Below are 22,998 nucleotides of genomic sequence, written 5' to 3' on the forward strand. Positions count from 1 at the left end.
TAGATGACAATGAAAACGACGGTAAGTATAATTGGACTTGGATTGATCGGTGGATCACTTGGTCTAGCATTAAAACGAAATCCAGAAATTCATATTGTAGGTTTTGACCGTTCTTATGCAACTGCTGATGAAGCATTTCGCAGAGGGATCATTGACACGGTCGCGCCTTCTGCAAAATCAGCCTGTGAACAGGCTGACTTTGTTGTTTTTGCGACGCCTGTCAATACGACGGTTGCCCTTTTTGAAGAAGCGGTAGACTGGGACTTTAAAGAACATGTAATTCTTTCTGATACAGGGAGTACGAAAAAACCGATTATGGATGCTGCAAAGATCTTGCAAGAAAAGGGAATTACATTCATAGGTGGACATCCAATGGCGGGTTCCCATAAAAGTGGTGTATCCGCTGCGATGGAACATCTTTTTGAGAACGCATACTACATTCTTACGCCGAATGACACAACGACTGAAGAACAAATCGATGATATAGAGAAATTGCTTACCCCAACGAAAGCAAAATTGATTGTTCTACAAGCGGAAGAACACGATCGTATGACGGCGATCATCAGCCATTTCCCGCATATTGTAGCTTCTTCATTAGTCGGCCGCTTGGCTGCACAGGAAGAACAACAGCCATTCGTGAAAAAATTAGCTGCAGGTGGTTTCCGCGATTTAACACGTATCGCTTCCGCAGATCCTATTATGTGGCGTGATATTACCATCCAAAATAGGGAAGAGTTATTGTCGCAAGTAGACGGTTGGCTCGACGAAATGAATACAATTCGCGCTATGTTGGAAGACAACAATCCTGAGCAAATTTTCGATTTCTTTGCGCAAGCAAAAACGTACCGCGATCAACTTCCTTCAACAAATGAAGGGGCGGTTCAAGGTGCGCTCTACATGACATTTGATTTACACATCGACATACCAGATCATCCGGGTATCATTTCCGAAATTACGAAAATTCTTGCAGAAGCCAATATTAGTTTGACCAATATACGTATAGTGGAAACACGTACAGACGTGTACGGTATTTTAGTTGTCAGCTTCCAATCGGCTGCTGAACGTAAGAAAGCTCGTCAAGTATTAACAGCAGAAACAGACTATTCTATGCACGTACTTTAAAAGGGGGAGAGCGTAATGTCAGAACAACAAACGGTTTCATTTGAAAAGCCGGTTCTTCGCGGCGCTTTACAAGTACCTGGAGATAAATCAATTTCCCACCGTGCGGTTATGTTGGGTTCAATTGCAAAAGGCAAAACAACGATCAGTGGATTTTTGGATGGTGAAGATTGTCTGAGCACAATTGAAATGTTCAAACAGCTTGGTGTAAAGATTACTCGGAACGGAACTGCTGTGACTATTGAAAGTCCTGGTATAGCGGATTGGCAGACGCCAACTGTAGCACTTGACGCGGGCAACTCGGGAACGACTGCGCGCTTAATGCTAGGCATTTTATCTGGTTCTTCCGTAACGTCTGAAATGTGTGGAGATCAATATTTATCCAAGCGTCCGATGAAGCGTGTGACGAATCCTTTGGAGCAAATGGGTGCAGATATCACTAGCAAAGGATCAACTGATTATTTACCACTTACAATCACTGGGAAAGAATTGCAAGCAATCGACTATTTGATGCCAGTTGCTAGTGCGCAAGTAAAGTCCGCTGTATTACTTGCGGGCCTTCAAGCAAAAGGCACTACATCTGTTACAGAAATTACTGTATCGCGGGATCACACGGAACGTATGTTAGTACAATTTGGTGCGAAGCTGGAACAAAAAAATAATGTAATAAGGATCGAAGGTAGGCAACAACTGACAGGAACAGACGTTGTCGTACCAGGAGATATCTCTTCCGCGGCATTTTTCATGGTAGCCACTGCATTAGTTGAAAACAGTGATGTGTCGTTCCTGAAAGTTGGATTGAATCCTACTCGAACAGGTATACTTGATGTACTAGAAGCGATGGGTGTAGATATCGAATTATCAGATGAACAAGGATTTTCAGGTGAGCGTTACGGCACTGTCCGAATAAAGCATTCGCGCCTGCGAGGAACTGAAATCGGTGGTGATTTGATTCCAAGATTAATCGATGAACTTCCTGTACTTGCTTTATTAGCAACACAAGCAGAAGGAAAGACCATCATTAAAGATGCAGAAGAACTTCGTGTCAAAGAGACTGACCGTATTGAAGCAGTCGCTACGGAATTACGGAAACTCGGGGCCGATATCGAGACCACACCGGACGGCATGATGATTAACGGGCCGACGCCACTTACAGGTGCCACACTTCAATCATACGGCGACCACCGTCTAGGAATGATGGCAGCGATTGCGGGATTGATTACGTCAAGTCCAGTCCAAATCGACAATCCATCTTGTATCGCAATTTCATATCCACACTTTTTTGAAGATCTATCAGAGCTAGTCAATCAATAAAGTAGAATAGAAAGCTCAGGTGAAAAAATGAATGTATTGCAGGAATTGGAGCAAATAGTACTCGATGGAGATGTAGATGCCCTTCAAGATAAAATACAGAAACTACAAGCTTCGAATGAATATGACGCATTATACAATGTCGCAAATCTATTGATCGAATATGGATTCATCGGACAAGCCGATGAGATCCTCTCACAGTTGTTGCTAGTATTCCCTGATGAAGCCCAGTTGAAAATAGATCGCGCCGCGGCATTACTTGAACTTGGTGAAGAAGACGAAGCATTATTATTGCTGACAGACATTTCACCGGACGAAGAAGAGTATGTACAGGCATTGCTTGCGCAGGCAGATTATTATCAAATGCTTGGACTTGCTGAAACGGCATTATCTAAAGTGCGAGAAGCAGCAACATTGTCTCCGAACGAACCGGTAATCCAACTCGCACAAGCAGAACTTCTTTTGGATTCAGGAAGATACAGTGAGGCTGTGAGGATTTATGAGAAGCTTCACGAGACCACTGAAGAGATTGCAGGCGTTCGTCTGTCGTCACGGCTTGCGGAAGCGTACAGTGCAGGTGCTGCGTATGAGGAGGCCATTCCTTTCTATGAGGCATTACTTGATAAGGAACAAAATCCTGAAGAGTTGTTTGGATTAGGATTGGCATACTATCAAACTGGGCGCTACGCAGAAGCGGTCACACGGCTTGAGCAGTTATTAGAAATGGACCCAGATTATTTCTCTGCTTATATGCTTGCCGGTCAAAGCTATGCACAACAAAATGAAGACGACAAAGCGTTAGAGCTTTTCAAAAAAGGTATTGAACGTGATGAATTCGATAAAGAACTACAGCTGGCAGCAGGGAAATCTGCTTTGAAGCTGCAAATGCCAGAACAAGCAGAAGGGCATTTGAAAGAAGCGCTCGTTTTAGATCCTGAATACATCGAGGCACTTGTGACGCTTGCTTCGGTCTATGAAAATCAGGAAGAAGATCAAGCGTTAATTGAATTGTTGACGTACTCTGAAGTAGATCAATTAGAAATCCCTTTACTTCATGCTTTTCTTGCCTATGCCTATGAACGTACAGAAGATTACGAAAAAGCGTATGAAATGTATTTCAAAGCATATGATGGGATGAACGAGGATGCTGCTTTCTTAGATCAATATGCACGATTCTTGCTGGAGGAAGGTAAGCGCGATGAAGCGTTATCGGTCATTCAGCAGTTAGTAAGGATCGCTCCGCATGAAGAAGAATGGACGGCATACATCGCGCAATCTGAAGAGGAGGGGTAAAATGAAGGCCATGGTTCCTGTAGCTGCCAAGAAAGAATTCTTGAGGTGGTTTTTAAAACGCTATCGATTAAAGCGGCGGGAATGTGTATGGATTTTAAATTATCTTCTCAGCAACGAACATTTATTAACGAATGTTCATTTTACAAACGAAGCTCATCACTGTCCGCGCGCCATGATTATTTCTACAACAGAGGTGGACAGTATCCCTTTTCGCTTCTACAAGGGGAACTTGATGACAGCTGATGCGGAAAAGTCGTTTCACGACCTCAGACTGCATCCTGACGAAGATATGTTCATCCAACTGAATTTCAAACACAGCAACAAATGTCCTGAGTATGCGAGTGTGGCGGAAGAGAATCCTTACTTGCCGGAAGATCTGCTGAAGAAAAAGAAAGACCAACAAATAGCAGAAAAGCTGTTGGAAGAGAGCTTCACGTTAACGACGAACGACATGTTGCTGAAGAAAATCGACGAAGCGCTGGACAACGGTGATCGGGAGCTGTTCATTAGCCTGACAGCTATGTTGAATGAGATGAAAAAAGATAAAGACATTAGCCAATGATTTCGCCCTCCGCGGTGGAATCATTGGTTTGCGTTGAGAGAAAATATAGGCTAAACTTTACTGAGTAATGCAAGGAGGAATGACAATGAACTGGGTTCCAAAAGATGTGGATACATATATAAATCAGAAAGAATATATTGATACTGTCGTAGTACCTTTAATAGCGATAGACACACGACCAGAAACGATGAAAAACAGTGCATCCTCTTCTGAGTTTTTGATGAATCTATCGATGTTCATAGAGAAGCAGTTTAAAGGGCGTATGATGTTCTTGCCCCCTGTTTCATACACGCAGTCAACAGACTTGCAGCAAATGGCGGATACGTTATCAAAGGATTTGAAGAAATCTTCCTTCACACATGTCTTCTATCTTACAACGGATCCTAAGTGGACGAGCGTGACGGTGAAAGGTAAGGTTGTCTGGCTTCCGTCTATCCCTCTAGAGACAATGGACAACCATCTACGCCAGACGATCATGGAAGACCAGCTACGGCAAGTACTGACACACTTTATGGAAAGTTGGAATGTGCAGTAAGGTTATCATTAATGAAGGCCGGGTTTAGGATTGCAACCACTTTTGGCTTAGAACTTGAACTAAAACAAATTTAATGTCATGATCAATACAGACGCACTCTAAACACCGTCCTCAAAAGGGTCAAGCACTAATCAAGACTTATTTAAAGGTTGATTGCCGTTTGTCACCAAATCTTAATATTTGTCCACAAACTTAAGTACCTACTAAAAGCATTATTGAATTTAGTTTCATATTGATATATCATAGATATGTCCTAGTATTACAATTAGCAAAAGAATGTCCGTGGGACTGACTTTGGAGTAAGAGGAGGGAAATTACTGATGAGCAATAAAGTGTCAAGACGCACGTTCCTAAGTTATACACTAATGGGAACTGGTGGGTTCATGGCCTCTGCAATGCTGATGCCGATGATTCGTTTCGCAATTGATCCCGTTCTGGCCAGTGCCGGCGGTTCCGACATGATTCCAACACCGCAAAAAGAAGCTGATCTTTCGGAAGTACCGGTTCGTGTAGACTATACAATCAAAGATCGACAAGATGCATGGTATACTTCTGACGAATCTAACACGGCTTGGGTCTACAAAGAAGGCGACAAAGTCATAGCACTTTCTCCGGTCTGTAAACACTTAGGGTGTACAGTAAACTGGGAAGGCGACGAGCATAAAAACGAATTTTTCTGCCCTTGTCACGCTGGACGTTATAAGAAAAATGGTGATAACATTCCAGGAACACCACCGCTTGGACCGCTTGATGAGTTTGAAGTAGACGTCATCGACGGATTTGTCTATCTTGGTGGAGTAATACCGAACACATTAGTCTAAAGGGTAAGGGGGTACGACCGCAGTGTTAAATAAAATTTATGATTGGGTGGATGAACGGTTAGATATCACACCAATTTGGCGAGATATCGCTGACCACGAAGTACCTGAGCACGTAAACCCTGCACATCATTTTTCTGCATTCATCTATTGTTTCGGAGGTTTGACGTTTTTCGTAACGGTTATCCAAATCTTGTCTGGTATGTTCCTGACAATGTATTACACACCGGATATTGAAAACGCATGGAAATCAGTTTTCTACCTTCAGAACGATGTTGCATTCGGTGAACTTGTGCGAGGGATGCACCACTGGGGAGCTTCGTTAGTTATCGTAATGATGTTCCTACATACTTTGCGTGTATTCTTTACAGGGTCTTATAAGAAGCCTCGTGAATTGAACTGGATCGTCGGCGTACTGATTTTTGGCGTCATGCTAGGTCTAGGTTTCACAGGATATCTATTACCTTGGGATATGAAGGCTCTATTTGCAACAAAAGTTGGGATTGAGATTGCCGCGTCAGTACCTTTCATCGGAGAACAGATTAAAATCCTTCTCGCGGGTGATTCCACGATTCTAGGTGCACAGACGTTAACGAGATTCTTCGCGATTCATGTATTTTTCCTACCGGCTGCTTTGCTTGGGTTGCTTGCAGCACACTTTATCATGATCAGAAGACAAGGTATTTCCGGACCACTATAAGAACCAATTTTTTGGTTAGGGTCATCTGAAATTTAAGAAGGAGGGAATAACATGCACCGCGGAAAAGGGATGAAATTTGTTGGGGATTCGCGCATCAAGGCTTCAGGCAAGATGTCGAATACACCAAAGGATTACTCAGAATATCCGGGTAAAACCGAAGCATTCTGGCCAAACTTTCTATTGAAAGAGTGGATGGTTGGATCGATTTTCTTAATCGGCTATCTGATCGTTACTCTTGCACACCCGTCACCGCTTGAGCGTCAAGCGGACCCGACGGATACAATGTATATACCGATACCAGACTGGTATTTCTTATTCATGTATCAGCTATTGAAATATGAATTCGCTTCCGGTCCTTATAACGTGATCGGTGCGATCGTAATTCCTGGTTTGGCATTTATGGCATTAATGCTTGTTCCTTTCATGGATACTACGAAAGAAAGACGTCCGTTTAAACGTCCGTTGCCAACAGGCTTCATGATTCTTTCATTCTTAGCTATTTTCTACTTGACTTGGGAATCAGTCGAAAACCACGACTGGGAAGCAGCAAAAGTTCAAGGTGCTATTGTGGACGAAGTTGAATATGATGAAACGGCAGAAGGGTATGAGATTTATCAGGGCTCTTCCTGTATTGGCTGTCACGGTGACTCCTTCCAAGGTGGACTGGGCTTACCGTTAACTAACACAGGTATGACACCTGAAGAAATCATCGAAATTGCTCATGATGGCCGAGGTTCAATGCCTGCTGGTACATGGGAAGGTTCAGATGAAGATCTTCAAGTACTTGCTGAATTTATAGCTGAGCTAGAAACGAAATAAGAAAAAAGAGTCAGGAAACTGACTCTTTTTTTCTATATATTTATCTATAACTAAACTATACATAAAAGTAGTATATTCCGATGGAAGTGGTGATGTTTTTGCGAATGTTATGGGCTCAAATTTGGATGATCCTTTCACATAAATCATTTTTATGGATTCTTCTTTTTATAAATATATTAGGTTCCGTCTACGGATATGATTGGTATATGTGGCAACTGGAAATCACGGAACCGAAATTTTGGATTTTCGTACCGGATAGTCCTACCGCTACTTTGTTCTTTTGTATTGCTATAATAGGCTGGCTACTTAATCGAAACTTCAAATTGATGGAAGCTCTTGCACTCATCACTTTAGTAAAGTATGGCTTATGGGCAGTCGTTATGAATTTGTTGACTCTCGTTGTAACGGGTTCAATTGGTTGGGTAGGCTGGATGTTGATAGGCTCGCATTTCGCGATGGCATTGCAAGGAATCTTGTACTTGCCAAAATATAAGTTCACAGCTTGGCATATTGCAATTGCCGCAATTTGGACACTTCATAATGACGCCATCGACTATATTTTCGGACAAATGCCGATTTACCATGACCTTACGCAATTTAGCCCTCAAATTGGCTATTTCACATTTTGGTTATCTATGGCTTGTATTGCTATTGCAATGTGGAATTATAAGTCAAGACGGGATTTACAGATGATGAAAGCGTAGTAAATAGTTGCAGTAAGACAGTAAACATTATAAAATTAAGGATAGAGAGAAAGGGGAGAACTAGACGTGTTCTGGATTTACTTTGGTATCATTTTATTGCTTCCTATCTATGCGCAATTTAAAGTGAAAAGCACATATAAAAAGTATTCAAAGATTCGTTCGACTTCTGGAATGACAGGTGCTCAAGTAGCGAGGCTCATTTTAGATCAAAATGGTTTACATGATGTAAAAGTAGTGGAAAGCCAAGGATTCTTAACGGATCACTATAATCCATTGACAAAGATTGTGGCATTGTCCACAAGTAACTATCATGAATCATCTGTAGCAGGTACTGCGGTAGCGGCGCACGAAGTTGGCCACGCTATTCAAGACAAAGAAGCTTATTCATTCTTGCGTTTCCGCCACAGATTGGCGCCCGTCGCAAGTATAACTTCTAACGCATCATGGGTATTTATCATGATCGGGATTATCTTCTCTAGCATGAATTCTTTGCTAGGTATCGGAATCTTGTTGATGGCAGTTGGAGTACTATTCCAAATTGTTACATTGCCAGTAGAATTTAATGCATCATCACGTGCGATGGATCAAATCGTTCAACTTGGTATCATCCGTAATGATGAAGAACCACAGGCGAAAAAAGTATTGAGTGCGGCCGCTATGACATATGTTGCTGCAACTGCAGTAGCTGTACTTGAGCTAGTGCGTTTGATTTCAATCTTTTTAAACCGCGACTAATAAATAGGGAAAATCCTTCTGCTAAAATAGCAGAAGGATTTTTTTAATCACCGATTGGCCGTTTTTGTTCATCCAATGTAAATCCTTCGCCCATTACATCATGTACTTCCATCATGGAGACGAATGCTTCGGGATCTACAGAAGTGATGAGATTTTTTAATCGAATCATTTCATTTTTACCGACTACGCAATAGAGGATTTCACGATTTTCTTTTGAAAAATGGCCATAACCTTTGAACACGGTTACGCCTCTCTCCATGGAATCTGATATTTTACTGGCGATCTCATCCGGGAAGTTCGTTACAATGAATGCACCTCTCGCAGAGTACGCCCCTTCTTGAACGAAATCAATGACGCGTGCTCCAACGAAGAGCGCAACCAATGTATACATCATTGAGCGATAATCTAAATAGACAGCCCAAGATAATAAAATGATAGCGGCGTCAAAAACAAACATCGTTTTGCCCATCGTAATTCCATATTTCTTATGCACGAGTCTCGCTATGATATCGGAGCCGCCTGTTGTCCCACCGCTTCTAAATATAACACCTAGTCCCACACCGATGAAGACGCCAGCAAAGAGCGCGACTAGGAACAAATCGCCTTCCATATGAATATTCACTTGATACTTCATAAACACTTTAATGAAAACCGACACTGCCACTGTACCGATGATGGTATAGATGAAAGAACGTCTGCCAAGCATTTTCCAGCCTATTAAAAACATAGGGATATTCAGCAATAAATTCATCAAAGCAGGGTCCCAATTGAAAGCAAACAGCAGGATTAACGTAATTCCCGTAAATCCACCTTCTGCCAGTTCATGCTGAATCGTAAAGTTCACAAGTCCAAAACTAAATAGCGCTGCACCTAAAATAATCATTAAAATATTCCGTATGCGAATTCCAGCGAACAAACACAACACTCCCCCTACTAATCGGTTTTTTATGTAATCGAGCTCTTGTCCTATGTACGCGCTTATTATCATTCGATAAAACGTGCAATATACATAGTATGTGCTAAATATTATATTTTGACAATAGCCGGAAGAATGCATACGATAGGAAGGGGAGTGATTGTGATGACTAAAACGATGGAACAATTACAACAAGATGTTGATACATACATAACCGGTTTTAAAGAAGGATACTTTCCTCCAATGGAACTCATCGCACGGCTGACAGAAGAGTTAGGGGAATTATCCCGTGAAGTACAGGATCGCTACGGTATGAAGAAGAAAAAATCTACTGAAGCCGTCCGAACGTTGGAGGAAGAAACAGGCGATTTATTATTTGTCTTAATTTGTTTTGCTAACTCACAACAAATCGATTTATCTGAAGCGCTTGATACCGTATTGACAAAGTTCAATACAAGAGATAAAGACCGCTGGACAAAAAAGGAGGAAAAGAATGATGATTAAATTAGCGATAGCAGGTGCACGTGGAAGAATGGGTGGGACTGCTATAGTAGCAGGAACGGAAGCTGCAGATATTGAAATCGTGGCGGTACTTGATTATAAACATGACGGGGAATATTTACATAATGGAACAGTAACTGATACCAAGGACGGAATACCGATTTATACATCGCTTGAAGCGTTGCATGCCGCACACCATCCTGATGTATTACTCGATGTCACGGACCCCGATGCAGTATTTGCTAACGCAAGTCAAGCCTTGTCACTAGGCATGGATGTAGTAATCGGGACATCTGGTTTGACTCCCGAAATGCTCACAGATTTAGAGAACCTTTCCAATGAACAGCAAAAAAGCTGTATTATTGCACCAAATTTTTCGATTGGCGCTGTCCTCATGATGAAATTTGCTCAACAAGCCGCTCGTTACTTGGGAGACGTTGAAATACTTGAAATGCACCATGATCGGAAATTGGATGCACCGTCTGGAACAGCTGTTAAAACGGCTGAGATGATCCGTGAAGTACGTGCAGCTCACATCCAAGGTCACCCAGAAGAACAAGAGAAGCTTAAAGGTGCACGCGGTGCAGATATAGAAGGAATGAAGATTCACAGTATTCGTTTACCGGGATTACTCGCACATCAGGAAGTACTACTTGGTGGTGAAGGGGAGTTGCTCAAGATCCGTCACGATTCATTCGACCGGAAGTCCTTTATGCCGGGTATATTACTATCGATTCGTGAATCTGTTTCTACTCCGCGATTTATTTACGGGCTTGAAAATATTATAGATTAAACTTTTGCAGTGAGGCGGTTAACATATGCAACAAAGAAAATTAAAAGTAGGTGTCATTTGTTACCCATCGCTTGGAGGTTCAGGTGTAGTAGCGACGGAGTTAGGACTTAAAATGGCGGCCAAAGGTCATGAGATGCACTATATTACATCGAGTAGACCTTTTCGATTTTTAGATATCCATCCGAATATCCAGTTTCATGAAGTGACGATTGAAGGATATGCAGTTTTTAAGTATCCGCCGTACGACATTGCCCTTGCCAATCGCATAGCGCAAGTCATCGAATCAGAACAGCTGGATTTGCTACACGTTCACTACGCCGTGCCACACGCAATCTCCGCTATTTTGGCGAAAGATATGGCGCAATCATCTATTGGCATCATCACGACCCTACATGGCACCGATGTGACAATTCTTGGTCACGACCCTGCATTAAAAAATACTTTGTCTTACGGTATCAATAAGTCCGATCGTGTGACAGCTGTATCCCGTTCATTACGCAATGAAACGATCGAGTTGTTGCAACCGACGACAGAAATTCGAACAATTTATAATTTCATTGATGAAGAAAAGTATTATCCACGTGAAGTGGGACATCTTCGGGAAGAACTTGGCATTGCGTCGGATGAAAAAGTCCTAATCCATATATCTAATTTCCGTAAAGTGAAGCGTATTCCCGATATTATCGAAAGCTTCCGATTGATTGATAAGCAGCATAAAGCGAAATTATTATTAGTTGGTGAAGGCCCAGAAAAATTCGCTTTGGAAGAGTTTGTTACTACTCACGAGTTGCAAGAAGATATTTACTTCTTAGGGAAGCGTAACGATCTGCCCGAATTATTATCAATCAGTGATGTGATGTTGTTACTTTCCGAGAAAGAAGCATTCGGTCTCGTGCTGCTTGAAGCTTTTGCTTGTGGTGTGCCAGCTATAGCAAATGCGATCGGTGGAATTCCAGAAGTTGTTCAAGACGGCGTTAATGGATTTTTAGTAGAACTAGGTGATGTACAAGCCGTCGCCGATCATGTGACACAGTTACTAAGTGATCCCGAGTTGCATCAACACATGAAAAGCAATGCTATACGTACCGTACAGGAAGAATTCAGTTCCGAATCGATTGTAGCGCAATATGAAGAATTATATTATGAAGTGGCGGCGATGAAATGACAACTTCTTTCGGTTCAGCAGCAAGTCGGCAAGTAGTTAGGGAATTGCAAGCAGCGGGTTATGAAGCCGTCTTTGTCGGCGGTGCAGTTCGTGATGCCGAGCTTGGTAAAAAGCCGCTGGATATTGACATTACAACTTCCGCAACACCGTCTCAAGTCAAAGAAGTGTTTAGACGGACAATTGATGTTGGTATTGAACACGGTACGATCCTTGTGCTGATGCATGGAGAGCCGATTGAAGTGACGACATACCGTACAGAAGCTACAACTAGCGATGCTTGTTATCCCGTCTATGTAGCATCATTACGAGAAGATCTGCAACACCGTGACTTTACGATCAATGCACTCGCTATGACGGTAGACGGGGAACTCATTGATTTATTTGATGGACTCGAGGATATACAGCGAAAAGTCATCCGTGCTGTTGGGAAGCCTGAAGAACGCTTTCAAGAAGATCCGTTACGAATTTTCCGTGCCTTGCGCTTTTCATCTGTCTTGGATTTTGATATAGAAATGGAAACATTGCATTCGATGAGGACGCTGCTTCCTTCATTGCATCATGTGGCGATTGAACGGATCAAAACAGAGATGGATAAACTGTTTCAAGGACAGAACCCTTCACGAGCTTTTCATTACGGACGTGAAATTAAATTGCCCGAACAGTTTCCTGAGTTATTTGCAGCGTTTGAATCGCTAGATCGCTATACACCATTTCTTCACGCGCGCCATGGCTTTGCTGCAATGCTTGTAATAACGGACACACCCGCAACAGAACTGGCTCGGCTCTTCAAATTATCTAATGACGAAAAACGCTTCTTGAAACAATGTGAAGAAGCATATGCTATACGCAAGCATCGAGCGTTTGATTCGTGGGATTTCTATATTTATCCAACTGACATACTAGAAGTAGTGGGGAAAATCTTTAACGCAAATCATGAAGATTATGAGATAAACAAAGAGCAAATTGAACAGTATAAAAAACAATTACCGATTCTGCAACGCACAGACCTGTCTTTCACTGGCAAGGATTTGTTAAAATGGTCAGGAAAAAGTGCTGGCAAATGGACAAGTGATTGGATCATGAAAATTGAACGAGCAGTTGTCTACGGACACATTAAAAATGACGCACTGGCGATAAAGGAATGGTTTATCAATGAAATCTCCCGTGAAAAGTGAATTATTGAAACGATTATTTGCCGCACAAGGCGAGCCGATATCGGGTCAAGATATTGCCGATGAATTCGGTCTTTCGCGCACTGCAATCTGGAAATATATTAAAGAACTTGAAGAAGAGGGCTATGAAATCGGGTCACAGCGTAAAAAAGGCTATTATTTAATCGAAGCACCCGATTTGGTCAACAAAGGGAACATCACCGAGTATTTAACGACAGAACGCTATGGTCGGACTATTAAATATTTCACAACTGTGCCCACTACGCAGACAATAGCTCATGAAGATGCGCAAAATGGTGCGGAAGATGGCACATTGATTATTGCGGAAGAACAGACAGCTGGTAAAGGACGTTTAGCGAGACCATGGACATCTAAGGCCAATCGAGGTGTTTGGATGAGTTTGATCATTCGCCCTGACTTGGCGCCTCAATATGCGCCGCAACTGACATTGGTTGCAGCGGTCGCAATTGTTCGTGCAATTGAAGAAGTAGCGGATATTCAACCAGTTATTAAGTGGCCGAACGATATTTTAATCAATGGCAAAAAAGTCACAGGTATTCTGACAGAGCTTCAGTCAGATCCCGACCGTGTCAAAGCAATTATTTTAGGAATGGGTATTAACGCCAACCAGCAACAGTCTGATTTTCCTGAAGAACTGCAAACAATTGCGACTTCATTACGTATTGAAAAAGGGGAAATGATTGACCGTGCACAATTAGTGGCAGCCATTCTTAAGTACCTTGAGCAATATACAGACTTATATGTTGAAAAAGGATTTGCGCCGATTAAAATTTTATGGGAGAGCTATGCTGCGATAACGGGTAAGAAAATCAAAGCGAGTATGGTCCATGAAACAGTTGAAGGTATTGCACTGGGTATTTCCCATGATGGCATGCTGGAACTACGACTTGCAGATGGCACGGTCCGTGGTATTTATTCCGCAGATATTGAAGTTAAGAATTAAAACTATACAGGTTCTTACAGTTTTGATATAGTGTACGCATAGGGCGGTATCAATTTTAGAGCTGCACCTGTTTGGCAAATGAATTATATAAGAAATCTGCCTTGATCTATTTAGACAGGGACGGAGGAAGCAAAATCAAACGCTTACGCAACCCTTCTGTCCAAATTTGGATCAGTAGGGTTTTATTTTGGTTTTTTTGCCTACCAAACGCCTGCTGAAATCAGACGTAAAGGAGAAGATGAACAATGAAAACCACAACAGATTTTTCCAAAATGAAAGCGAACGGTGAAAAAATTAGTATGTTGACGGCATATGATTATCCGACAGCACAAATTGCAGAACAGGCGGAGATTGATGTACTTCTTGTCGGGGATTCCCTTGGCATGGTCGTGCTTGGCTATGATTCGACAGCACATGTAACGCTGGACGAAATGAGTCACCACGGTAAAGCGGTTCGACGAGGTGCAAAAAATACATTCGTTATTGTAGATATGCCATTTGGTACGTATCACGGATCTGCTGACACAACGTTACAGAATGCTTTACGTTTATTCCAGGAAACTTCTGCGAATGCACTGAAAGTAGAAGGAAGCGGTGCAGTCATCGATAAAATCAAGTTGTTGACGACAGCTGGCATACCAGTATGTGCGCACTTAGGATTGCTTCCGCAGTCTGCTGGAGTCAGTGGCGGATACAAAGTACAAGGGAAAACGGCGGCTGCAGCTAAACAGCTGATTGAAGATGCCAAAGCTTGTGAAGAAGCGGGTGCGTTCATGATTGTACTGGAATGTATTCCTTTCCAATTAGCGAAAGAAGTTGCGCAGGCAGTAGCAGTTCCTATCATTGGAATCGGCGCGGGTGCTGAAGCAGATGGGCAAGTACTGGTATTCCATGACATGGTGCGCTACGGCAACCACAAACTACCAAAGTTTGTTGAAAGTTACGCAGAAGTCGGTAAAGATATCGAAGGTGCGATGAAATTATATAATCTAGCAGTTAAGGACGGTTCATTCCCTTCTGAAAGCCATCGTTTTACAATGAAAGAAGAAGAACTTGAAGCATTATACGGAGGCAAAACACTATGAATACTAGTGCCACCATGCAAATTGTCCGCTCCATTGCGGAATTGCAAAACATTCTGAATCCAAGAAAACGTGAAGGGCGCACAGTAGGTTTCGTACCGACAATGGGCTTCCTTCATGAAGGTCATATGGAATTAGTCGAAGAAGCTAGAAGAGACCATGATATTGTCGTCATGAGTATTTTCGTTAATCCTGCGCAGTTCGGGCCGGGAGAAGATTATGAAGCCTATCCACGCGATGAGCAACATGACGCGGAACTGGCTTCTACAGCAGGTGTCGACTATTTATTTATTCCTTCTGTTGAAGAAATGTATCCTCGTAAGAGTGGGATCAGTATTTTGCCTGGTGAACAAGCTTCGCGTCTTTGCGGAGCTTCAAGACCAGGACATTTCGACGGAGTGTTGAAAGTACTATTAAAGTTATTTAGCATCGTGGATCCAGATGAATCTTATTTTGGGATGAAGGATGCGCAGCAACTAGCGATTATCGAAACATTTGTACGTGATTTCAATCTTCGCACATCAATTGCACGTGTACCTACTGTGCGTGAAAATGACGGACTTGCGAAAAGTTCTCGTAATGTTCGTTTGCTTGAACATGAACGAAATGAAGCGAGTGCAATCTACCGTGCACTGTGTCAGGGGAAACGCAGTTATTATGAAGGCGTTCCGCTGCAAGAAGTAGTGAAGATTGTACGTAAAGCAATTGAAGAAGAAACATCCGGTACGATTGATTATGTCGAAGCACTTGCCTATCCCTCTCTAGAAGAGAATATTAATGATATGGAAGAAGTGATCTTGGCCGCAGCGGTACAATTTACTTCCGCGAGATTGATAGATAATATTATTATGTCAACTATAAAGGATGAGAAAAATGTTTAGAATGATGATGAATGGAAAATTACATCGTGCTACTGTTACGGAAGCTAATTTGAATTACGTAGGCAGCATTACAATCGATGGAGCATTATTAGAGGCTGCGGGTATGTTGCCGAATGAGAAGGTACAAATCGTCAATAATAACAATGGTGCGCGCTTCGAGACATATATTATCGAAGGAGAGCCAGGAAGTGGTGTGATTTGTGTCAATGGAGCTGCAGCGCGTCTTGTGCAGCCGGGCGACATTGTGATCATTCTTTCTTATGCGTATGTGTCCGACGAAGAGGCACGTACGCATCAACCAACTGTGCTGATTATGGATGAACAGAATCGTGTGAAGGAAGTAATCACCGAAAAGCCAGGCGTCGCGATATTCTAAAAAGTATTGAACCCCCATTTGAGAGTTATTCGAATGGGGGTTTCATTTGTAGAATAAGTAAGTAGGAAGAGGTAGCAATGTCGATCTGCGTCCCCAGCTGGAGCTACAATCCCGAACCACTACCTAAATATCCCTTTCAATTTGTTTGGTATGATGGGTTTCTTTTATGACCACATGCAAGACGTGAGTCGCCGTGGTAAATGTGATACAATTTGCATTAGAAACCAAATAGGAAGTTGATGATGGTATGTCTACAAGCAAATATGCAGTTGTCGATTTGGAAACGACTGGTCATTCACCTTTAAATGGAGATCGGATCATTCAAATTGCCATTGTATTTATTGAAAACAATAAAATAACAGATACATATATGCGTTACGTACATCCCCAGCGCCCGATTCCACCTTTCATTCACCAGCTGACATCCATTGGTGATGAAGAGTTGAAGGATGCTGCCCCTTTTGAAAAGATTGCTGAAGAAGTGGCTGATTTGCTTACGGGATGTATTTTTGTCGCGCACAATACAGACTTTGATGTATCATTTCTACAAAAAGAATTGGTTCGTTGTGGTATGGCAAAATGGCATGGCAAGACGATCGATACGGTAGAACTAGCGAAGATTATGTATCCTACTTTACCTGGCTATCGTCTGCAAGATATTGCTGAATCATTAAATATTTCATTGAAGCAAGCACATCGGGCAGATGATGATGCAGAAGCGACAGCGTTGTTTTTATTGAAGGCTATTGAGAAAATCAAAACGTTGCCTAAAGAGACGCTGAATCGTATGCATGAGCGTTCATTTGCAATGAAATCGGATGTGTCGACATTATTTTATGAAGCCCTTAAGCATGTACGTGGAAAAGACACGTCCAGTGACTATGCACTATTTCGTGGGATCCCTTATTTGCAATCTAAACCAACCACTACATCGTGGCCACAGCCAATAGAATTTCCTGTCGACGACATGGCGAAAGAACGAGTCATGCAGAAAATTCATCCGTCTTATCATGTTAGGGAAAGTCAAGCACACTTAATGGATTTGACATGGCAAGCTTTTGTTGAAAAGAAGCAAATCGCAGTGGAGATTCCAACGGGTGTTGGTAAGACGATTGGCTACTTAGTGCCTGCTTTGATTCGCGCCTATGAAACGAAACAGCCGGTTGTCATTAGTACGTATACGAATCACTTAGTCGACACACTCGCTGAAGAAGTCCAGAAGCTTGAAAAGGCTTTGCAAATGACGATTCCCACGACTGTCGTTAAAGGTATGGCGAATTATATTTCAGTTGGGAAATTTGAAGAACTTTTGCATTTTAACGATGAGGTTTATGATGATTCCATCACAATTATGCAGTTATTGGTCTGGTTAACGGAAACGACGACTGGCGATTTAGATGAAGTCAATGTATCAGGTGGCGGTCAACTGTTTATCGACCGTATTCGTAAGCGTTCAATGCGGGTAAAGAAAGACGAGCGGGTGGCGGATTTTTATACGCATACATTAAAAAACTGTCAGCAGTCGATGGTGATCTTGACGAATCATTCCATGCTGGTGAATGACCAGCAACGTTATGATCCATTGTTCCATTCCATCAGTGGATTGGTGATTGATGAGGCCCATCAAATGAACCAAGCGGCAATTCGGACGCATCAACAAGTATTTTCTTATACGAAATGGAAGTATGTAATGAGTCAGTTGAACGGTTTAGCTAGCTGCCAACTATTGTTTGATATTCAGGATATCTTAAAGCGATTTCATTTCAATCATAAAACGTTTACTGAACGTCTTCAATATTCATTCAATGAATTCATGTTGGCATTTGACGAGTCGATGCTTATACTGGCGAACTCCAATTCAACTAACGATAATAAGTCGACAACGAGAACTGTGAAGCCATTATCCAAACGTTTGCGGACGAATGAAATCTTCGACAAAGTGTTGCGTAAGATGAATGAATATATAAGTGTGACCGAAAACTATGCAATGCCCATCCAAAACTTGTCGAATGAATTGACTTTACATGAGCAAGCAGCACTAAGTGAATGGTTTTATTGGATCAATGAAATGAAAATCAAAGCGGGCGAGTGGATAGAATTATTTTTGGAGCAACCAAACAGAAGCACTACCATTTGGATGGAGAAAGACAGCCGAAGTTTACCTGGCAGTTTACAAATTAAAAAAAGTCCAGTAAATGGTTCAGAAGTGATCCGTAATTTTATTGATACGTTTGAAGGCGAAACGGGCATCGTCTGGACGTCCGGAACATTAACGGCGGGACAACAGGACCGTTTCGTGCTAGACCAGGCAGGATTGCCTTCTAGCGTGCCGCTTTATACATTTGAGGCTCCAGCCAACTTCTATGAAGGTGCGCATACATTGATTGTGGAAGATATGCCGGATATTCAGCAAGTTTCAAATGATGAGTACATTGAAGCGGTAGCAGATGCATTGATCCAAACGGCCGTTGCGATTGAAGGACGCGTATTTGCCTTGTTCTTATCTCATGATATGTTGAAGAAGACATATCAAACGGTACTTGACAGCGAGTCATTACAAGAAGAATACATGCTGATCGCACAAGGTGTCAGCTCGGGAAGCCGTCATAAGTTGCTGAAGACGTTTAAGCAGCAAAAGAAAGCCGTATTATTCGGTACGACAAGCTTTTGGGAAGGTGTGGATGTGCCGGGTGAACAATTAACTGCGGTGGTCATCGTTCGTTTACCGTTTACTTCACCTGAGGAGCCATTATTTAAGGCTCGGTCAGAAGCTTTAGTTGCGGAGCATAAAAATGCATTCACCCATCTTGGTTTACCCGAAGCCATACTGCGTTTCAGACAGGGGTTCGGCAGATTGATTCGTTCAACCGATGAACAAGGATTCTTTATCATATTGGACCGACGCATTGATACTAAATCCTACGGCCAATCCTTTTTACAAGCTTTACCTAAATCATTAGTGAAAAAAGTATCTTTGGAAGGTCTAGTTAACGAGATCGAAAATTGTTATAATGAGTGATGTACAAAAAGAAAGCAGGTTAGAAAATGAATCGAAAAAAATCTGCGGTTCATTCGATAGGAAGTGACACTTATGCTCAACTGGATTAAGTTTCTATTCCTATTTTTACTCGCGCTCGGGTTCACGATTACTATTGTCGTTTTCTATCAAGCGGAGAAACCGTTTGCTACATCTGAAAACAAAGCGAAAGAAGCCATATTGGCAAATAACGTTCTTGAAAAAGTAGATAAGATGGATCATTTTCATGGTAAAACGTCATGGATTACCGTTTATGGTACAGATAAAAATAACCATGAAAAAATTATCTTCGTGGAAGAAGAGACGACAAAGATTCTGAAAGCTGTATCAATCAAAGATGGTATTACAAAGCGGAAAGCCAAAGACATCATACAAAAAGAGGAGAACGTCGAAAAAGTTCTCAACGCCTCATTGGGTTTGGAAAATGACACCCCGTTTTGGGAAGTCAGTTATCTCGATAACGAGGATTTCTTACACTACGCGTATCTGAATTTTGCAGATGGAAAATGGTTAAAGCGAATATCAAAGTTATAGAGAAAAATGGGATTAGGACAAAAGGAGAGCGGTCAATTTGAGAAAGCAATTAGCGTCCAGAGTAAGTACTTTATCACCATCTACAACATTAGCGATTACAGCAAAGGCAAAAGAAATGAAGGCAGCGGGCATCGATGTGATCGGACTTGGAGCTGGCGAACCGGATTATAATACGCCTAAAAACATTTTGGAAGCAGCATACCAATCAATGAAGGATGGTAAGACGAAATATACTCCAGCTGGTGGTCTCCCACAATTAAAGGATGCCATAATTGACAAATTGAAAAGAGACCAAGGATTGACTTATACGCGCAAGGAAGTGTTAGTCGGTATTGGAGCGAAGCATGTACTCTATACACTTTTCCAAGTGTTGCTTAATAAAGGCGACGAAGTCATCATACCTTCGCCATTCTGGGTGAGTTATCCTGAACAAGTGAAGCTTGCAGAAGGCACACCGGTGTTCGTTGAAGGAACAGCAGCTGAGCAGTTCAAAGTATCAGCCAAGCAAATCCGTGATGCTATCACGGATCAAACAAAAGCGATTATCATCAACTCACCAGGTAATCCAACAGGTATGATTTATTCAAAAGAAGAACTCACAGCGATTGCGGAAGTTTGCCGTGAAAAAGATGTGTGGATCATTTCAGATGAAATTTATGAGAAGCTTGTTTATGATGATAAAGAGCATGTATCGATCGCACAGCTTTCAGAAGATGCAAAAGATCGTACATTCATTATTAATGGTGTATCGAAATCCCATTCAATGACAGGCTGGAGAATAGGATATATAGCGGGTAATGAAGAAGTGGTAAGCGCGATGACGAATCTTGCAAGCCATTCTACATCCAATCCGACGACGACTTCGCAATACGCAGCAATTGAGGCATATAACGGACCGCAAGACACTGTAGAAGTCATGCGAAAAGATTTTGAATCCCGCTTGAATCAAGCGTACCCTAAACTTTCTGCTATACCAGGTTTCCATGTATTGAAGCCACAAGGCGCATTCTATTTATTGCCTGATGTACAGGAAGCAGTAAAGAAAACGGGCTATGCAAACGTAGATGACTTCGCACAAGCATTATTGACAGAAGCTAAAGTGGCTGTCATCCCAGGCACAGGATTCGGTTCTGATACGACGATCCGTCTTTCCTATGCCACATCAATCGATCTGTTGGAAGAAGGAATTACACGTATTGATAAGTTTGTAAGAGATCATTGGAAAGCGTAAAACAGAAGCGACAAACACGTTGCTGATGAGAGGAAGTTTCAAATATGCAGCAAGATGAACGGCTGAAAATTTGGATGGAGCAGGGAAATGTTTCTATTTCCCAGCTCTTTTTTCAGCATTATAAACAATTGTTGATTTCGGATAGTGACGCCATGGTATTATTGCATTTGATCGCATTTCAAGGAGCGGGGAACTATTTCCCAACGCCTACCGATATTGCGAATCGTATGCAACTACAAGAGAAAGATGTAACGAATTGCTTACAAAGAATGATGCAAAAAGGATTGTTTTCAATTGAACAAAGTACCGATGAAAATAAAGTATTGCATGAAAAATTTTCATTTTATCCTTTATGGAAACGATTGATTGAAGAAGTCGAAAAACAAGCGGTGGAAACAGAAGAAGAAGTGATCAAGCAGGAAGAGGGAGAAATCTTCTCTTTGTTCGAGCAGGAATTCGGCCGTTTCTTATCCCCTATGGAATTTGAAACTATCGGTATGTGGATTGACAAAGATGGTCATTCAACAGAAATCATTCGGGCAGCATTAAGAGAAGCAGTACTGGCGCAAAAAATGAGTTTGCGCTATATTGACCGAATTCTATTTGAATGGAAAAAGAAAAATGTTAAAACCATGCGTGATGTAGAAAAGCAGACTAAAGCGTTTCGTCCAACAACTGTAGCCACAACACCGCAAGTGAAAACTGCGATTAAAGATGTGCCTTTCTACAATTGGCTCGAAGAACGGGAGTAGGTGAAACGATGCTGACAAAAACACAATGGCAAACATGCCTGCAAACGTTCGAAGAGATGTTTCCTGAAGCACATTGTGAACTCGTTCATAAAAACGCGTTTGAATTGTTAATTGCGACGCTTTTATCTGCACAATGTACGGACGTATTAGTTAACCGTGTGACGGCAGAGCTGTTTAAAAAATATGAGACTCCGGAAGATTATCTTGCCGTACCGATTGAGGAATTACAGCAAGATATACGTTCGATTGGTTTATTCCGTAATAAATCAAAAAATATCCAAGCGCTTAGCCTTCGGTTGATAGAAGAGTTCGGTGGGGAAGTTCCCCCTAATCGAGATATCATGATGACGTTACCAGGTGTAGGTAGGAAAACGGCCAACGTCGTCGTGTCGAATGCGTTCGGTGTGCCGGCACTAGCTGTCGATACACATGTCGAACGTGTAGCAAAAAGATTGGGTATGAATCGCTGGAAAGATCGCCCGATTGATGTAGAAGAAAAAATCATGCGTTGGACACCGATGGAACTATGGACACAGACTCATCATCAAGTGATTTTCTTTGGTCGCTATCATTGCAAAGCGCAAAATCCCAACTGTCCAGAATGTCCATTATTGGATTTATGCCGCGAAGGACGAAAAAGGATGAAATCCAAATGACATATGAACTATTAAAGAAAAACGTGCAACAAGTACTCGATATATGGCAACAGCAAAAGCCTGAATTAGAAAAGACATATGCTGTAAATGATACGCGTAAAATAGAATTAATACAGCCGGCTATCGATCAGCTAGAGTGGCTAATTGAGCAAAGTGAACAAGTGGAGAACCCACATACTGGAAAAATGCACTACACACTTGCGCCAAATAATTACGACGAACGGATCGAGTTCATCAAACTTCAAAAAAGTAGCCATTATGCTTTAATTCAATTGACTATGCTATATGATGAGATGAAAAAGAAAGCAGCGCGATTACGCGTTCAACAATAAATAAAAGAGC

General features: G+C 41.9%; 25 protein-coding genes. 24 read left to right on the plus strand and 1 reads right to left on the minus strand.

The annotated features are described in order from the left end of the window. Positions 1-9 precede the first annotated feature (9 nt). The 10 genes from CSV73_RS01635 to CSV73_RS01680 all read left to right on the plus strand — a co-directional run bounded on the left by CSV73_RS01635 (position 10) and on the right by CSV73_RS01680 (position 8,596). Positions 10-1,122, plus strand: coding sequence for a prephenate dehydrogenase (locus CSV73_RS01635; protein ID WP_085133396.1), 1,113 nt, complete (start codon positions 10-12; stop codon positions 1,120-1,122). Positions 1,123-1,137: 15 nt separating this feature from the next. Next, the gene (gene aroA, locus CSV73_RS01640) at positions 1,138-2,433 is read left to right on the plus strand and encodes a 3-phosphoshikimate 1-carboxyvinyltransferase (protein WP_099626428.1); all 1,296 of its coding nucleotides are present in this window, start codon (positions 1,138-1,140) and stop codon (positions 2,431-2,433) included. Between the two features lie 27 nt (positions 2,434-2,460). Beyond that, on the plus strand, positions 2,461-3,723 hold the full coding sequence (locus tag CSV73_RS01645; protein WP_099626429.1) for a tetratricopeptide repeat protein: 1,263 nt from the start codon (positions 2,461-2,463) through the stop codon (positions 3,721-3,723). Between the two features lies 1 nt (position 3,724). Next, positions 3,725-4,285, plus strand: a complete 561-nt coding sequence (locus CSV73_RS01650) for a ReoY family proteolytic degradation factor (protein ID WP_085133399.1) — start codon at positions 3,725-3,727, stop codon at positions 4,283-4,285. Between the two features lie 85 nt (positions 4,286-4,370). After that, complete coding sequence (locus tag CSV73_RS01655; protein WP_158232264.1) at positions 4,371-4,820, plus strand: DUF2487 family protein; 450 nt, start codon at positions 4,371-4,373, stop codon at positions 4,818-4,820. 317 nt (positions 4,821-5,137) lie between these two features. After that, on the plus strand, positions 5,138-5,641 hold the full coding sequence (locus tag CSV73_RS01660) for a QcrA and Rieske domain-containing protein (protein WP_085133401.1): 504 nt from the start codon (positions 5,138-5,140) through the stop codon (positions 5,639-5,641). Between the two features lie 22 nt (positions 5,642-5,663). Next, positions 5,664-6,338, plus strand: a complete 675-nt coding sequence (qcrB, locus tag CSV73_RS01665) for a menaquinol-cytochrome c reductase cytochrome b subunit (RefSeq protein ID WP_029053030.1) — start codon at positions 5,664-5,666, stop codon at positions 6,336-6,338. Positions 6,339-6,389: 51 nt separating this feature from the next. Then, positions 6,390-7,157: a menaquinol-cytochrome c reductase cytochrome b/c subunit gene (locus CSV73_RS01670; RefSeq protein WP_085133402.1), complete on the plus strand. Its 768-nt coding sequence runs from the start codon at positions 6,390-6,392 to the stop codon at positions 7,155-7,157. A gap of 92 nt (positions 7,158-7,249) precedes the next feature. After that, positions 7,250-7,861 carry a lipoprotein heptaprenylglyceryl N-acetyltransferase LhaT gene (gene lhaT, locus CSV73_RS01675; RefSeq protein WP_099626581.1) on the plus strand — a complete coding sequence of 204 codons (612 nt, stop codon included), beginning with the start codon at positions 7,250-7,252 and terminating at the stop codon, positions 7,859-7,861. Positions 7,862-7,927: 66 nt separating this feature from the next. After that, the gene (locus CSV73_RS01680) at positions 7,928-8,596 is read left to right on the plus strand and encodes a zinc metallopeptidase (protein ID WP_085133403.1); all 669 of its coding nucleotides are present in this window, start codon (positions 7,928-7,930) and stop codon (positions 8,594-8,596) included. Positions 8,597-8,639: 43 nt separating this feature from the next. Here CSV73_RS01680 and CSV73_RS01685 read toward each other — a convergent pair whose 3' ends face one another. Next, the gene (locus tag CSV73_RS01685) at positions 8,640-9,479 is read right to left on the minus strand and encodes a YitT family protein (RefSeq protein ID WP_369802565.1); all 840 of its coding nucleotides are present in this window, start codon (positions 9,477-9,479) and stop codon (positions 8,640-8,642) included. A gap of 198 nt (positions 9,480-9,677) precedes the next feature. Here CSV73_RS01685 and CSV73_RS01690 point away from each other — a divergent pair, with 198 nt between their 5' ends. From CSV73_RS01690 to CSV73_RS01755, 14 genes are all read left to right on the plus strand, one after another. Continuing rightward, positions 9,678-10,016: a nucleotide pyrophosphohydrolase gene (locus CSV73_RS01690; protein ID WP_085133405.1), complete on the plus strand. Its 339-nt coding sequence runs from the start codon at positions 9,678-9,680 to the stop codon at positions 10,014-10,016. Continuing rightward, complete coding sequence (gene dapB / locus CSV73_RS01695; protein WP_099626431.1) at positions 10,006-10,806, plus strand: 4-hydroxy-tetrahydrodipicolinate reductase; 801 nt, start codon at positions 10,006-10,008, stop codon at positions 10,804-10,806. The genes CSV73_RS01690 and dapB overlap by 11 nt, the downstream gene beginning before the upstream one ends. A gap of 25 nt (positions 10,807-10,831) precedes the next feature. Next, positions 10,832-11,971, plus strand: coding sequence for an N-acetyl-alpha-D-glucosaminyl L-malate synthase BshA (bshA, locus tag CSV73_RS01700; RefSeq protein WP_099626432.1), 1,140 nt, complete (start codon positions 10,832-10,834; stop codon positions 11,969-11,971). Beyond that, on the plus strand, positions 11,968-13,146 hold the full coding sequence (locus CSV73_RS01705; RefSeq protein WP_099626433.1) for a CCA tRNA nucleotidyltransferase: 1,179 nt from the start codon (positions 11,968-11,970) through the stop codon (positions 13,144-13,146). The genes bshA and CSV73_RS01705 overlap by 4 nt, the downstream gene beginning before the upstream one ends. Further along, a complete protein-coding gene (locus CSV73_RS01710; RefSeq protein ID WP_085133409.1) occupies positions 13,124-14,107 on the plus strand; it encodes a biotin--[acetyl-CoA-carboxylase] ligase in 984 nt (327 codons plus the stop codon). The genes CSV73_RS01705 and CSV73_RS01710 overlap by 23 nt, the downstream gene beginning before the upstream one ends. 245 nt (positions 14,108-14,352) lie before the next feature. Further along, the gene (gene panB / locus CSV73_RS01715; protein WP_099626434.1) at positions 14,353-15,192 is read left to right on the plus strand and encodes a 3-methyl-2-oxobutanoate hydroxymethyltransferase; all 840 of its coding nucleotides are present in this window, start codon (positions 14,353-14,355) and stop codon (positions 15,190-15,192) included. After that, on the plus strand, positions 15,189-16,070 hold the full coding sequence (panC, locus tag CSV73_RS01720) for a pantoate--beta-alanine ligase (protein ID WP_332308445.1): 882 nt from the start codon (positions 15,189-15,191) through the stop codon (positions 16,068-16,070). The genes panB and panC overlap by 4 nt, the downstream gene beginning before the upstream one ends. Further along, positions 16,063-16,446, plus strand: a complete 384-nt coding sequence (gene panD / locus CSV73_RS01725) for an aspartate 1-decarboxylase (RefSeq protein WP_083035608.1) — start codon at positions 16,063-16,065, stop codon at positions 16,444-16,446. Before panC ends, panD begins: the two co-directional genes overlap by 8 nt. Positions 16,447-16,693: 247 nt before the next feature. Further along, positions 16,694-19,465 (plus strand): ATP-dependent DNA helicase DinG, encoded by a 2,772-nt coding sequence (gene dinG / locus CSV73_RS01730; RefSeq protein ID WP_099626435.1) that lies wholly within the window; start codon positions 16,694-16,696, stop codon positions 19,463-19,465. Between the two features lie 72 nt (positions 19,466-19,537). After that, positions 19,538-20,017 carry a cell wall elongation regulator TseB-like domain-containing protein gene (locus CSV73_RS01735; RefSeq protein WP_099626436.1) on the plus strand — a complete coding sequence of 160 codons (480 nt, stop codon included), beginning with the start codon at positions 19,538-19,540 and terminating at the stop codon, positions 20,015-20,017. Positions 20,018-20,054: 37 nt separating this feature from the next. Then, complete coding sequence (locus CSV73_RS01740; protein WP_099626437.1) at positions 20,055-21,248, plus strand: pyridoxal phosphate-dependent aminotransferase; 1,194 nt, start codon at positions 20,055-20,057, stop codon at positions 21,246-21,248. 44 nt (positions 21,249-21,292) lie between these two features. Continuing rightward, positions 21,293-22,000, plus strand: coding sequence for a DnaD domain-containing protein (locus CSV73_RS01745; protein WP_085133414.1), 708 nt, complete (start codon positions 21,293-21,295; stop codon positions 21,998-22,000). 8 nt (positions 22,001-22,008) lie between these two features. Continuing rightward, on the plus strand, positions 22,009-22,656 hold the full coding sequence (gene nth / locus CSV73_RS01750; protein ID WP_085133415.1) for an endonuclease III: 648 nt from the start codon (positions 22,009-22,011) through the stop codon (positions 22,654-22,656). Further along, positions 22,653-22,988 carry a YpoC family protein gene (locus tag CSV73_RS01755; RefSeq protein WP_099626438.1) on the plus strand — a complete coding sequence of 112 codons (336 nt, stop codon included), beginning with the start codon at positions 22,653-22,655 and terminating at the stop codon, positions 22,986-22,988. The genes nth and CSV73_RS01755 overlap by 4 nt, the downstream gene beginning before the upstream one ends. Positions 22,989-22,998 lie beyond the last annotated feature (10 nt).

Origin of the sequence: Sporosarcina sp. P1 (genome assembly GCF_002743155.1) — a bacterium.
GTDB classification, from domain to species: Bacteria; Bacillota; Bacilli; order Bacillales_A; family Planococcaceae; genus Sporosarcina; species Sporosarcina ureae_B.